Genomic DNA, 13,564 nt, shown 5'->3' with positions numbered 1-13,564 from the left:
TTTTTTTTACACTTTGGAAGGACGAGGAGAAATAAGGGCGAAAATGAAGCCGATGATCGGGAAAATCATCGTCAGGAGTAGAATCTCCGAGTATCCACCGAACAAGTCGAAAGCAAATCCGTAAGGAAGCGGGCCAAATGCCGAGCCGATGACCATTGTCGTCATCGCTATGCCTTTGATGCTTCCCAAATACTTACGTCCGAAATAATCCGGCCAGATGATTGATAGCGTAATCCGCTCAAGACCATTCACGATTCCCCAGACGATTCCAAATAGAATCGCCATCCAATAGGAGTTCGTAAAGAGTAGAAGGATGACAAACGCCAATTGCCCAATATAGCTGACGGACAGTACGACATGCACCTTCACGCGCTCCAGAATGAATCCGGAAACCATCGTGATCGGAAATCCTACGATTGCCATCAGACTGAGGATGAATGCCGCCGTACCTCTGCCCAGTCCACCTTCTTCAAAAATCGAAACGAGATGAAAAGTAATGCCGGTGTTCACCAATGCAGGGATACTGACACAGACGAGGATGAGCCAGAATTGTCTCGTTCTCATCGCTTCTTTCAGCGTCCATGACACATCGTATTCGTTTTCCTCCTCGACTTCGGTTCCATCCGCATTCTGTTTCCGTACGGCATTGTCCGGCTTCAAGCCGATGTCTTCCGGTTTATTTTTCATAAAGAAGAAAACGAGCGGAACGAAGAGGATCAGAATGGAAAATCCGAGAATACGGAAGGCGATCTCCCATGAGAAGGTGCTGATGAGCCAAGCATTCACAGGTGGAATCAGGGCAGAACTCAAGAAACCTCCGATGGCCATGAAACTGAGCGCTCTTCCTCTTTTTTCGATGAACCATTGGGGAACAAGCGTGTTCGGCACAAGCGTCATTGATCCTTGTCCGAAGAATCGCAGTAAGAAAAACCCGATGAATAGCATCACCGGCGTGAAAACGAAACTGTTCCAGAAACATGCGATTGCAAGCGATATACCGACGATCAGTGCCATCGTGCGCTGACCGTATTTATCAACCGCCCTCCCCATCAAAAACAGGAGTGAACCGGATAAGAGGGTCGCACCTGAATAAATGCCGGATACGAGTGACCGGCTCCAATCGAATTCTTCAATATATGAGTCTATGAAAACAGAAATTCCGTACGTTTGACCAGGTCCAGAGAAAAAGAGACCGAGCCCTCCGAGAAATACGATGATCCAGCCATAAAAGAATGAAAAGCGTGATTGTATGTATTGTTGTAGGTTCTTCATTGTGGCCACCTCAACCGTTGTATCGTTACCTGACTCATTGTATCAAAATTGAACAAACAATCCTAAAATTTCCTCTTTCCGGTTTACCGGAATTTTTTCTATCTAGTATTGCTAAACAGGTGGTTAATTCCAGTGTTAAAAGGAAGGCTATCTCTCTATGAGTAGGTGACTTCACCAGTTTTGGCATTTTCACCTATCAAAAAGCTCTCTTTGAGTGGGTGACTTCACCGGTTTTGGTGTTTTCACCTATCAAAAAGCTCTCTTTGGGTGGGTGACTTCACTAGTTTTGGTGTTTTCACCTATCCAGAAGCTCTCTAATGTTGCGACAACCGCAACCCTGTCCTTTGCATTATCTCAACAAGAAAAAGCAGACCAAAAATTTGGCCTGCTCATCTTCTTATTAGTGAATGTGTTTAAAAGGAACCGCTCAATTGAACCCCGTTAATTTCTGCAGCATCCAGCTCTTATCAATTTAGTGGATTATACACTCGCCGCTTCTGTCCATTTCGAAATGATTCTCTTCTCCTTCAATGGGTCCATGCAAGCTTGCGATAGTTCACGATTTTCTTGCATGAACCAATCATGTGTGTCCTTCAACGTTTCTTCAAACGTGCGGAAGGTCAATCCTTCCTGGACCGCTTTGAAAGGATCGAGCCCGATGTCGCCATTCGCTGGCGTCATTTCTTCGGATAGCCCGTATGTTTCAGGGATCCATAACGGCAGTTCAACCCATGGCATCACATCGTTCCGTTTCAAAAACGACTCCGACACCCATGTGATCTCGGTAGGATTGTTGAAAAGCGCTTTCCCTTTTTCCAAAAAAGTCTCCATCATTAACTTCATTTCTGGACCGACAGCATTGTATGTTCCGACGATCTGATCCTCAACCATTCGGATCGTCCATTCTGCAAGATCTCGAGCATCGATGAATTGTATTTTCCGATCCGGTCTTCCAGGTGCAAGAATCGGTCGGTCCTCTGCTAAGCGCATTGCCCAATACGTGAAACGATCAGTCGGATCGTATGGCCCAACAATCAATCCAGGCCGAATGACAAGGCCTCGACCTTCCATCTCTTCATAAACGACTTGTTCACATTGGTACTTCAATGGACCATAAGTTTCAGGTGTCCGATCGGCCGTTTCTGGGATTGCGCTGATCTCATCATCGGACATTGTAAGTACAATGGATTCCTCATTGACCATGTCTTGATTTGCGAAATGTTTGTACACAGATGCGGTGGAAATGAACGTATAGATTTCCGTTTGTTCCTTGACCGCTTGAACGGACTTCCGGACGGTGGTCGGATGATAGCCACACGTGTCTATGACAGCATCCCACTTTCGTCCACTGATTCGATCGGCATCTTTCGTCCGGTCACCCTGGATCCACTCCAAATCAGGGAAAAGGTCTTGGTTTGTACCTCTGTTGAACAAGGTCACCTCATGCCCTCTCTGAGTGGCTGCCTCGACGATATGCCTTCCGACAAACTTTGTACCACCGATGACGAGAATATTCATTCTTTCTTGCACCTCCAATAAAATTGTTTTTTGATCTATGATGTATTGCAATTATGTATGAAAAAATCAGAGAGCTGTCCCTGTTCCAATGCTTCCTACATTCCAGGTCAGCCCTCTGAAGATCTTACGATTTCACCGTTTGTGACTCCAATCGGTCATACACTTTCAACAGCTTCAAATTCTGCAGGGTCAAAATCCCTTTCCATTGTTCCTTCGCTTTTGGCCAGTCATGCTCATATTGGCCCCATTCCCAGTTCGGATGCCAAGAACCGTCTGCCTGCTGCTGGTCGATGATATAATCCAGATTCTCCTCGACATTCTCCTTCAACTGCCCATAAAAAGAAGACTGAGGATGCTCCGCAAGCTGTACTGGCTGCATGCCATACGATTTCCACTGCTCTTTCTTCACATTTACAAGCTCAGGTACGTGTTCCCTGACCTTTTCGATGATCATCTTCCGTTCTTCATCCTTCAATTCATCGGCTAATCTCAAATAACAGAATGTCTCATGCATATCAATCGCATCAAGCTCCTGAAAATGAGTCAGAGCCCTTTGCTTCAGATTCTCTCGCATATCCTCAGGCGTTAACGGATGATATCTAAGGAGATACCCTGCAAGCTCTGCATTCGGATTACCCCATGCCGCTTCTACCATGACCCGTTCATTTTCATGATCGTAATGCCACCAAGGTGCATGAGGGACTTGGTTCACCTCGGGTGGTACAGCATGCCAGCGCCCGTTCTCATCATCGTACACAGTGAGAAGATAATGCATCGCTTCCCTTACCATCGGGTGGTCCGCACCTACCTCTAACTCTTTGAAAATTTGAAACGCATGTGAGGCCGCCATCGGGGATGAAATTTCCAGCTGAAAGTCCGGCTCCATCTTTTTCCCGAATCCTCCGTCTTCGTTTTGATAGAATTGGAGAGCTTCCATGACCTCTTCTTTCGTCCCGTTTTCAAAATGGTAACGGAAAAGGGCTTTCTCCAACTCTCGACCATTTTCCATAATCCAGTTCCGAGCATTGTTAAATGATTGATTCGTCAATAATTTCATTGAATCCTCCTCGTCCCAATCGAAAATATGTTCTGCATAATCATTTCGGGAAAAAACATCGTTCTCCTTCCTTCTTCAGAACGATTTATTCATGTTCCAGCAGCATATATTTAGTGGTAAAATATGGGTAGGTTTGAGGGGGGAGGGATTTGGGATGATGTTTGATGTAGAGCGCTTAAGGAGCGCAATTATTTTCCTTGGAATCTGTGTATTGTTAGGGTCTTGCGCAATCGGGAATTCGAATACTCAGTATGTGGATGACACTTTTACCGATTACAGTTCAAATCTTTGGGAGATTAATAACCAGTTAGAGATACTAAATCAGAACATCGAGGAATTGACGAAGGTAATTAAGGAACAAGAACAATAAACGTACGGGGTCCTTCCGTACGTTCCTTATTTCCTCACCCACGCGTCCGTATCGTAACCCCGCATTTGCCAGTATCCTAAGTGGGGTGAGTCGATCAGCTCGATTCGAACAAGCCATTTGACGGCTTTATAAGCATACATTCTTGGAACGATGAGTCGGACAGGTCCTCCATAATCAGATGGGATGAGCTCTCCATCCATGATCATCGCCACCATGACATCATCCATCCGGGCTTGATCGAGCGTGAGTGCATCGGTATAGACGCCGTCACCAGAGTAGAACTTTACGTACTTCGCATCCTTCTGGACCCCCGCTTTTTCCAATAAGGCTTTCAATGGAATCCCTTCATAGGTCACTTTTCGAACAGACCAACCTGTCACACAGTGGAAATCGCTGACCTGAACGGTTCGTTTCTGCTTCACGAACTCTTCCCACTTGAAGGTGAGAGGCTTGTCCACTAGACCATCGATTGTAAAAGACCAATTTTCATTTGTGAACTTTGGTATTTCTGTCACTGTGTAGACCCGGAAGTTCCCTTCATAGCCCCCGCCTTTGGGAGGATTGGATGCCGGCAGTGGGGTTGGTGGTGGGGTCATCTCGTTCCGGTCATTGGCAATGACGCTTTTCAGCGAGTTCCCTCCATCATCCAGGACTTGCTTCAACCATTTGAAAAACGAGGGACCAATGAACACGACGAATGCCGTTCCAGCAACCATCTGGATGAAACCTCTTCTCGTGAGTGGAATCTTCAGTTTCGTGTCCTCATCTTTTGTTTGAACGAGTGGTTTTCTCTGCTTCTGCACCCATCTCAACCGGGTCACAGAATGATAAAGGATGATCGGAAGTCCGATCCAGGTGAACAGATCGTGGATGAACAACGCGGCTGCAGCCGTTGCTTCAGAAACCGATCTCTCGAATGTCAAAATGAATCCACTGACCGCCCAGACGACGATGAAGGCGATGATTGTCAGCAGGTTCACCCGTTTACCGGTCTGTTTCCGGCTCTTGTAGTGCTTTTTCAAATAAGGAAGGTAAAGGAGAAGGACGGCAACGGAGGCGATTCCAACGCCGATATGGGCTTGTTTCAACCCAACACGAATTGGTGCTAAAAACCCCCGCAAGGACGGAAGAAACAATAGAATGCCACTAACCATCAAAAATGTGATGATCCAACCGTTATAGGTGTGCAATGTCTTCAATTTCTTCCACATTTCCATCCACCTCCGCTTTGTCGGGATTTTAATTCAATGTAAGAGCAGCATAACCGAAGTCTTCATCAAAGGCCTTGCACCAGATGACGACCGTATTGAACTGGCTCAGATCAGCACCTTTAGGCAGAGGATAGTTTTGATCCCCTTTGTTTCCCTTCAATTTTCCAAGCTCGATTCCTTCTTTCGTCGGTTTTCCTTCTTCCGCTAAATACACATAAAGATCCGGACCATTTGTCGCTTCGAATTGTTCAAAACGGAGGAAGGTCCCTTCTTCGGTTGTGATGGTTTGTACATTCCCGCTCGCTTTATGCTTGTCATCTGCATCCACGAATGTTCCGCTATACATTTGTTCAACAGGTTCTGCATCTTCTGAGTCCGTTTGTTTTTCCTCATCACTGGTAGCTGATGATTCGTTTTCATTGGCGGGCTCCGTTACGCTTTGTGGTGCTTCTTCATTCACTTCCTTGTCCAAAAAAAGAGGAGAACCAAGCCACCAACCGACGCCTAAAAATACGATTGCAACAACCCCAATCATCACCTTTTTCACAGCTGTACACCTCTTTCATTTTTTATGAATTTATACAGAATACACTAAATCATCTATCTTGGTTTTCAAGACGGAAATGTATTTGTGGAAGAAACCGATCAGCGGTCCGACGAGCAAGACAACGATAAAGGTACCGATTCCGACTGGGCCACCCGCAATCAACGCCAGGATCAGAATGAAAGCCCCTGCTAGTGTCTTGGCTATGGCGAGCCTGAAACCGAACCGTCTGTGTAGCGCAATCATCAAACCATCGACCGGAATGAGTGCAATATTGGAATGGAGATAGATGGATATTCCAAGTCCGAGTAAGATGAGACCACTCATAAGGACAGTCGCCATCATCGGTAAGGTAACCGGCTCCCAAACTTGCCAGAGCGTAAACAGCCAAAAATCAATTCCGATCCCTGTGATCAGGGCGGTTACAATGCTGAAATAGGATGGTTTTTCCTTTTGTACGAATGCATTGATAAATACAAGAATAATACCGCCGATGAATTCCCAGCTACCGACGGTTAAACCGAAGTGATCCGTCAATCCGACATTGAGGGCATCAAGTGGTGAGGCACCGAGACCCGAGACGATTGTTGCACTAATTCCTAGTGTCATGATGAAGAGTCCGACCAAGTAGAAACTGATGTTTTCAAGGGATTTTTTCACAGATCTCCCTCCTTCACACAGATGTTTCTCTAGTTTCATTTTAACTCATTAGTTGCTGTATAGGCGAAAATAACGAATTAATCCGAAGTTGGGTAGAATTACAAGGCTTCCACCTCATATATGTAAAAAATAAAGACCAGCTCAAAAGCGATCTCCTCCCCACACAACAAAAGTAAAATTCAATGAAATTAATGAGCAAATGTTGTATGTTCAGAGCCTCGTTACTGAGCCAGCCTCTGCTATATTATATGGATTTTTCCAGCATACGTTCGAGTGCAACTTTCGCAAAATGAGCGGTTTCCGCATCTACCTTGATTTGATTGATCACATTACCCTCAACAATTGATTCTAATGCCCATAAGAGGTGAGGCAAGTCAATCCTATTCATCGTCAAACATGGGCACATATTCGGGTTCAACGAAACGATGTTCTTATCCGGATGAGTCTGAATCAGACGATTGACCAAATTCATTTCAGTCCCGATTGCCCACGAGGATCCGGCTGGCGCACTTTCAATCGTATCGATGATTTTCTTCGTCGAGCCGTTCTCATCGGAAGCTTGAACGACTTCAAACGTACACTCCGGATGCACAAGGACTTTCACGCCGGGCATCTCCTCTCGGACTTGAGCAATGTTCTCCAGCGTGAACTTCTCATGCACAGAACAATGACCTTTCCAGAGGATGATTCGCACATCCTCCCACGGTCCATCATACTCAAGCTCATTCGCAATCGGGTCCCAGACCGCCATCTGTTCGAGAGGAATGCCTAAGTTATGAGCTGTATTCCGTCCAAGATGCTGATCCGGTAAAAACAGGATGCGTTCCTTCTGTTCCAGCGCCCAATCGACCATCGCTTTTGCATTGGATGACGTGACGGTCGCCCCTCCGTTTTTCCCGACAAAGCTCTTGATGCTCGCAGTCGAATTGACATAGGTGAGCGGAAGGATGGTATCGCCGAATGCATCTTGTAAGATTTTCCATGCTTTTTCTGTCTGGTAGATATCTGCCATATCAGCCATTGAACAGCCAGCCCGCATGTCAGGAAGGACCACGATCTGCTCTTCACTGGACAAAATGTCAGCCGTTTCGGCCATGAAATGGACCCCGCAAAACACGATATACTTTGCTTGTGCATTTTCAGCTGAAAGCTGTGCCAGTTTCAACGAGTCCCCAGTATCATCTGCAAACTGGATGACTTCATCCTTTTGATAATGATGTCCTGGTAAATAAAGTTCCTCACCCAATTTTTCTTTAATGGTTTGGATACGTGCAACCATTTCCAGTTCGGTCAAATTCTTATACTTAGCGGGGAGTCCGTTCGACTGTTTCAAAATATCGAGTACACCCATGTTATTGAACCTCCATTTCAAGACTGATATCCAAGCCTTTGACAGAATGCGTCAATGCACCTAATGAGATGAAGTCGACTCCGCAGCCTTTGTAAGATGCCAGGTTACGAAGGCTGATGCCACCAGACGCTTCTGTAACGATATGCTCCGGGACGAGGGTGACCAGTTCCTTCACTTCATCTGGCGTCCGGTTATCGAACATGATGATGTCCGCTCCAGCTTCAACTGCAGCTTTTACCTGATCCGCGGATTCTGTTTCCACCTCGATTTTCGTCATCGGTCCTAACGCTTCCCGAACATGCTGAACCGCCTGATGGATACTTCCATACATGGCGATATGATTATCCTTAATCATCACCCCGCCATCGAGCGTCATGCGATGGTTCGCGCCACCGCCACATCGAACTGCATATTTTTCGAACATCCGCAGTCCTGGTGTCGTTTTCCGAGTGTCACATACTTGTGTTGAATCTCCTTCTAACAGCTTCTTCGCTTCATTCGTTTGGGTAGCGATGCCACTCATTCTCTGAATCAGGTTCAAAATGACGCGCTCCCCTTCTAAAATGGAAGCGACAGGACCTGTAAGGGCAGCAATTGTGTCACCTGCTTCCAGCCATTCCCCATCTCGGGCGACCATTTCAACTTGGATGTCCTCTGATACGAGCTTGAATCCCTCAACAATCACCATTTCACCCGCAAACACGCCGGACTCTTTGACAAACAGTTTCCCCCTTGCCATCTGTCCTTTTTGAAACAAAAGCTGGCTGGTCAGATCACCTGATGCGATATCTTCAATGAAGAATCTTTCAAGGTCTTGCCGTACTTTCAACCGGTTCATAGGATCTCTTCCTCCTCTTTATGCGCTTTTGACGCCAATACTCTTTTTCTAGTGGATGGTCGGTCCGGTAATGACTGCCTCTGCTTTCCGTCCGTTCCAGTGCTGAACGAGCGACGAGTGCACCGACCTGCACATGCTGATACGTTTGTATATCTTCCAAACTAGGAAACGCTTTATAAACTGTGTTAGTGAGATACCCCTCGAACCATTGAACGGCTCGCTCAAGACCGATCCGATTCCGCTCAATGCCAATATGGTCGTTGAATATCGTCTGGATACTTCTGAAATCAAGACTGTGAGAGAGCACCGGTACACTTGACCATAGATCTATCCCTTCCATTTGGACCGAATGCAGGTTAGAAAGGATGCTCTGTGCGACTTCATATGCAAAAACGCCCCCTTCCAACAGGGAATTGCTCGCAAGACGGTTTGCGCCGTGTACGCCTGTATTAGCCACTTCTCCTACAGCGTATAAGTTTGGAACGGTTGTAGCTCCATGCCGGTCGACCTCGATACCTCCCATTGTAAAATGAGCACCAGGTGCCACTGGGATGAATCCTTCTCGAAGGTCGATGTAGCCTTTACTACATAACTTTGTAACCGTCGGGAATTTCTTTTCAAAATCGGTGATTCCTCGGATGTCGAGGAACGATTTCCTACCACTCTGTCGTGCGCGATACAACACGCGGGAGACCACATCTCTTGGTGCCAGGTCTTCAAGTGGGTGCTCCCCTTCCATCAATGAGCGGCCATCCTGATCGACGAGTTTGGCTCCTTGACCTCTTACCGCTTCGGTCACCAATCCTGACGTCTTCCCTTCTGAAACCAACAAGGTCGGATGGAATTGGATGAATTCCAGGTCGGATAGTTCCGCTCCAGCCTCATAAGCCAGCGCAAGTCCATCCCCTGTTATCGTGGCAGCATTGGAGTTGAAAGGATACAAACCGGACATCCCGCCAGTCGCAAGGATGACCGTCGAGGCATATGTCGCAGTCCATTCCCCATTCGGATCGATACTCCAAGCACCGACGCAACGGCCGCTCCTCATCATTAACCTGACTACCGTTTGCCCCTCTTGAACCAGATCATGAGACTGTACTCTTCTTTTAACCGTATCAATCAAGTGTTTACCGGTCGCATCTCCGCATATATGTAGAATACGAGCCCGATTGTGCGCACCTTCTTGACCATATTGATAGCTTCCATCTTCGTTCCGATCGAATCGGACGCCCAATTCAACCAATCTATGAATCGCATCAGGCCCGCCTTCAACCAGCTGTTGTGTCGCTTCTGGTTCATTGTGGTAACACCCGGCCTGAAGCGTATCCAGGAAATGATCATACCAACTGTCATCGCTTTGTGTTACAGCTGCAATCCCACCTTGAGCCAAATAAGAATTGCTTTCTTCTAATCTATTCTTTGTGAAAATTATCACATTCTTGTGCGCAGAAAGAAGCTCCGCCGTCATGATGCCAGCTAGGCCACTTCCAATTACAAGGACATCCGTTTTTTGTGTTTTCATGTGGACCTCCTAGCAAACTCGTAGACTGATATTTTACATGTGTCTTGACACCTATATTTACATAAAACTAAACTGATAGCAAGAGGTTTTCAACCAGAACGAAACTTAGGAGGTTGTCATGATCTATTTTGACTATGCGGCGTCGACTCCGATGTCAGAGTCTTCATTACGTGTTTTCACTGAAGCTTCTACACGTTTTTTCGGGAATTCTTCCAGCCTACATGATATGGGAAGTAACGCGGAAATGTTGCTCGAAGAATGCCGGAAACAGCTTGCGGGATACTTGAATGGGGATCCGAATGGTGTTTATTTTACAAGTGGGGGATCGGAGAGCAACCATCTCGCCATCGTGTCATTGGTCCGTGCCCATTCACATAAAGGGAAACACCTGATCACCACAGTGACGGAACATCCCTCTGTGACGAACACGTTTCAGTTGCTGGAAGAGGAAGGTTTCACCGTTACAAAGCTTCCAGTGGATTCGACGGGTAGAATTCGGTTACAGGACTTGAACCAAGCGATTACCGAAAACACGATCCTCGTCAGCATCGGACATGCGAATAGCGAAATCGGTACCCTACAGCCATTACAAGAAATCGGCGAAATTTTGAGTGGCAAGGGGATCCTGTTCCACAGTGATTGTGTCCAAACCTTCGGAAAAATGCCGATTGATGTCCACATACTCGGATTGGACAGCATTTCTATCTCAAGCCATAAGATATACGGTCCAAAAGGTGTCGGAGCTTGTTATGTCTCTCCACAAACTCACTGGAAAGCGACGATTCCTGGTACGTCTCATGAAAAAGGCTTCCGCTCCGGGACCGTCAATGTTCCCGGCATTGCTGCATTCGTCACAGCTGCTGGGGATATGATCGATCATATGCGGGAGAATGAAATGCATTTTCGTAAGCTGAGAGACCGTGTCCTGACGAAATTGGAAGGCGAGGATGGTTTTTATGTTGAAGGCCATCCGATGACCGTCCTACCTTCAATCATCGGGCTTCGCGTAAAAGGGATGGAAGGTCAGTACATCATGCTTGAATTGAACAGAAGAGGGTTCGCTGTATCCACTGGATCGGCTTGTTCAGTCGGGCAACAATCCCCTTCGAAAACAATGATGGCCATCGGTCGTACACCAGATAAGGCGAGGGAATTCATCCGGATCTCACTCGGCTTGCATTCATCTGCAGACGATATCGATTCGCTATTAGACGAATTGCTCACTATCGCTACTCGAAACAGAACGGCAAAAGCTTGATCTCATCCCTCCCTTCTCGAATTGGTTAAAATTACTAGTAACATAGTACTTCTAAGTTATCAGAAAACTTTGTATAATAATGTTACATACGACTAAAGTAGGTATTAACGAATACTACCAAAGTTAGAGGAGGGAAGGGTCTTGTCGAATGTGGACATCGTAAAGGAAGCATATAACCAGTTTGCGAATGGAAATCTGACAGCAGTCGTTTCCAATCTTGCGCCTGATGTGCAGTGGATCAAGGCAGAGAAAAACGTGACGATCCAAGGCCGTACACGTGTTAAAAACGTCTTCAAGAAGCTCGAGAAGAATTATAAGATATTTGAAGTGGTCCCTGAAAAATTCGTAGAAGTAGGTGATCATGTCATCGTCTTCAGTCGTTATAAAGCCGTTTACAAAGAATCCAATGTCCATATCGATCGTCCAGTTGCTCAAATCATCAAATTGAAAAATGAACAGGTCATCTCTGTGAAAGAACATATTAGTTCGGCATAATACTTTTATATTAAAAATATACCCGCCCAGGTACCTGGCACGACACATGTGTCAGGTGCTTTTTTTATGTCCTCTAACGTTTACATCCTTATCATCAGTGGAAAAGAACCTTTACTACGAAGGTGGTGAGGACATTGGATTATCAAGTGATGATAGTCGGAGGTGGCATAGCCGGCTTGACGTTGGCTGTCAAGCTTGCTTCCTGTAAAGTCAAAGTACTTATGGTGGAAAAAGACGAGAAAAGTGGATTGATTTATAAGGGTGAACTGTTACAGCCGAAAAGCCTCGCTATCCTAAAAAAATTAGGCGTTTACGAACAGATCAAGGAAAACGGGAAAATGCTCCCCTCCATCGAGATGACAGAATTTTATCAAGATGGAGACTCTCTGGAACTGATTGGCGAGAACGAATTCCGCTATGATATCATCCGCTCAGAATTCAACACCTCCGTCATGCTTCCCCACGAAAAGTTGAAAGAAATTTTATTCCGAAAAGCGAAGCAATATCCTGATTTCCATCATATGAGACCTGCGAAATTCACAGGTTTTACAAATAAAGACGGACGACGGGTTGCGAACGTGTCAACGAAAGACGGTGAGACGTCTATTGAAGCACTGTTCTATATAGGAGCTGAAGGTAGGGTTTCCCCTGTCCGAAATGAAATGGATGTGCAGATAAAGAAGTATTCCTACAATCATCATTTCCTGACCGTATCCTTTCCGCGACCTCCTACCTTGAAATCCTCTTCCATCATCACCACCCAGGAACGGTTCCTAGGTCTGTTTCCACTACCAGATGGAGAAGTCCGAAGTGTACTGTTGATCAAGCCAGGTGAATACAAGTCTATGCGGAAACAAGGACTTGAATCTTTTTACCAGGCCTACATCGAACTGATGCCGGAGATGGAAGGGTACGTCAACCAGATCTCTTCCTGGAAACAGATACAGCTGATGATCCCGGTTCGACATAATGTATCGAGCTATGTAAAAGACAATTGTGTCCTTGTCGGTGATGCAGCACATAGTGTGCATCCGATGGCTGGTGAAGGCATGAATCTCGCCATCCAGGATTCCGATGTACTTGGAGAATTACTCTGTTGGATGTTTGAAACCGATCGAACCGATCCAAGCCACTTGAAATGGTTTGAGCAAGTGCGGAAACCTCGTGCAGAGTTCGTGTCGAGGTTGAGTCATCAGGCTGCCCTCCTCTATTCTTTCCCGTCGTTGAGCTGGCAGAAGTTGAGGATGAAAGGTATCCATAATACGGAGCGGAACAACCGATTGCATTTCAAACAAATGCTGAACACATCCGGTCTAGGCATCTGGAAATTCAGCATCGTCGATCGTATGAAACAGATCGGCTTGGTGCCCCACTCTTTCGGAAGCCGATCCATTCCAGAATCTGAACAGACCAAGCATTTTTTTACGGAACAAGAGGACTATCCATGGTTGAAGCAATGATCGAAACG

Annotated in this window: 13 protein-coding genes; 4 read left to right on the top strand and 9 right to left on the bottom strand. The window is 46.2% G+C overall.

What is annotated here, in order from left to right:
- Positions 1 to 6: 6 nt before the first annotated feature.
- The 3 genes from ACSVDE_RS01650 to ACSVDE_RS01640 form a co-directional block, all read right to left on the bottom strand.
- Positions 7 to 1,272, bottom strand: coding sequence for an MFS transporter (locus ACSVDE_RS01650; protein WP_439299222.1), 1,266 nt, complete (start codon positions 1,270 to 1,272; stop codon positions 7 to 9).
- 480 nt (positions 1,273 to 1,752) lie between these two features.
- Positions 1,753 to 2,790, bottom strand: a complete 1,038-nt coding sequence (locus tag ACSVDE_RS01645) for an NAD-dependent epimerase/dehydratase family protein (RefSeq protein WP_439299221.1) — start codon at positions 2,788 to 2,790, stop codon at positions 1,753 to 1,755.
- A 124-nt stretch (positions 2,791 to 2,914) separates the two neighbouring features.
- Complete coding sequence (locus ACSVDE_RS01640) at positions 2,915 to 3,847, bottom strand: hypothetical protein (RefSeq protein WP_439299220.1); 933 nt, start codon at positions 3,845 to 3,847, stop codon at positions 2,915 to 2,917.
- A gap of 154 nt (positions 3,848 to 4,001) precedes the next feature.
- On the opposite strand from ACSVDE_RS01640, the gene ACSVDE_RS01635 reads away from it, so the two are divergent.
- Entirely contained in the window at positions 4,002 to 4,217 is a 216-nt protein-coding gene (locus ACSVDE_RS01635) for a hypothetical protein (RefSeq protein WP_439299219.1), read from the top strand.
- A gap of 26 nt (positions 4,218 to 4,243) precedes the next feature.
- Here the strand turns inward: ACSVDE_RS01635 and ACSVDE_RS01630 are convergent, their stop codons facing one another.
- The 6 genes from ACSVDE_RS01630 to nadB form a co-directional block, all read right to left on the bottom strand.
- The gene (locus ACSVDE_RS01630; RefSeq protein WP_439299218.1) at positions 4,244 to 5,428 is read right to left on the bottom strand and encodes a molybdopterin-dependent oxidoreductase; all 1,185 of its coding nucleotides are present in this window, start codon (positions 5,426 to 5,428) and stop codon (positions 4,244 to 4,246) included.
- Between the two features lie 28 nt (positions 5,429 to 5,456).
- Positions 5,457 to 5,975, bottom strand: coding sequence for a DM13 domain-containing protein (locus tag ACSVDE_RS01625; protein WP_439299217.1), 519 nt, complete (start codon positions 5,973 to 5,975; stop codon positions 5,457 to 5,459).
- A gap of 30 nt (positions 5,976 to 6,005) precedes the next feature.
- On the bottom strand, positions 6,006 to 6,632 hold the full coding sequence (locus ACSVDE_RS01620) for a YczE/YyaS/YitT family protein (protein ID WP_439299216.1): 627 nt from the start codon (positions 6,630 to 6,632) through the stop codon (positions 6,006 to 6,008).
- Between the two features lie 244 nt (positions 6,633 to 6,876).
- Entirely contained in the window at positions 6,877 to 7,983 is a 1,107-nt protein-coding gene (nadA, locus tag ACSVDE_RS01615) for a quinolinate synthase NadA (RefSeq protein WP_439299215.1), read from the bottom strand.
- Between the two features lies 1 nt (position 7,984).
- Entirely contained in the window at positions 7,985 to 8,821 is an 837-nt protein-coding gene (gene nadC / locus ACSVDE_RS01610) for a carboxylating nicotinate-nucleotide diphosphorylase (RefSeq protein WP_439299214.1), read from the bottom strand.
- Positions 8,790 to 10,343, bottom strand: coding sequence for an L-aspartate oxidase (gene nadB / locus ACSVDE_RS01605; RefSeq protein ID WP_439299213.1), 1,554 nt, complete (start codon positions 10,341 to 10,343; stop codon positions 8,790 to 8,792). Before nadB ends, nadC begins: the two co-directional genes overlap by 32 nt.
- A gap of 118 nt (positions 10,344 to 10,461) precedes the next feature.
- Here nadB and ACSVDE_RS01600 point away from each other — a divergent pair, with 118 nt between their 5' ends.
- The 3 genes from ACSVDE_RS01600 to ACSVDE_RS01590 all read left to right on the top strand — a co-directional run bounded on the left by ACSVDE_RS01600 (position 10,462) and on the right by ACSVDE_RS01590 (position 13,556).
- Complete coding sequence (locus ACSVDE_RS01600) at positions 10,462 to 11,601, top strand: IscS subfamily cysteine desulfurase (protein ID WP_439299212.1); 1,140 nt, start codon at positions 10,462 to 10,464, stop codon at positions 11,599 to 11,601.
- Between the two features lie 150 nt (positions 11,602 to 11,751).
- Entirely contained in the window at positions 11,752 to 12,096 is a 345-nt protein-coding gene (locus ACSVDE_RS01595) for a nuclear transport factor 2 family protein (RefSeq protein ID WP_439301911.1), read from the top strand.
- 134 nt (positions 12,097 to 12,230) lie between these two features.
- A complete protein-coding gene (locus ACSVDE_RS01590) occupies positions 12,231 to 13,556 on the top strand; it encodes an FAD-dependent oxidoreductase (RefSeq protein WP_439299211.1) in 1,326 nt (441 codons plus the stop codon).
- The last annotated feature ends 8 nt before the right edge of the window (positions 13,557 to 13,564 follow it).

This window comes from Pseudalkalibacillus sp. Hm43, assembly GCF_051842935.1.
Taxonomy (GTDB): domain Bacteria; phylum Bacillota; class Bacilli; order Bacillales; family Fictibacillaceae; genus Pseudalkalibacillus.
Note: the sequence above shows the minus strand (reverse complement) of the source record. Positions and strands in the feature narration are given on the sequence as shown.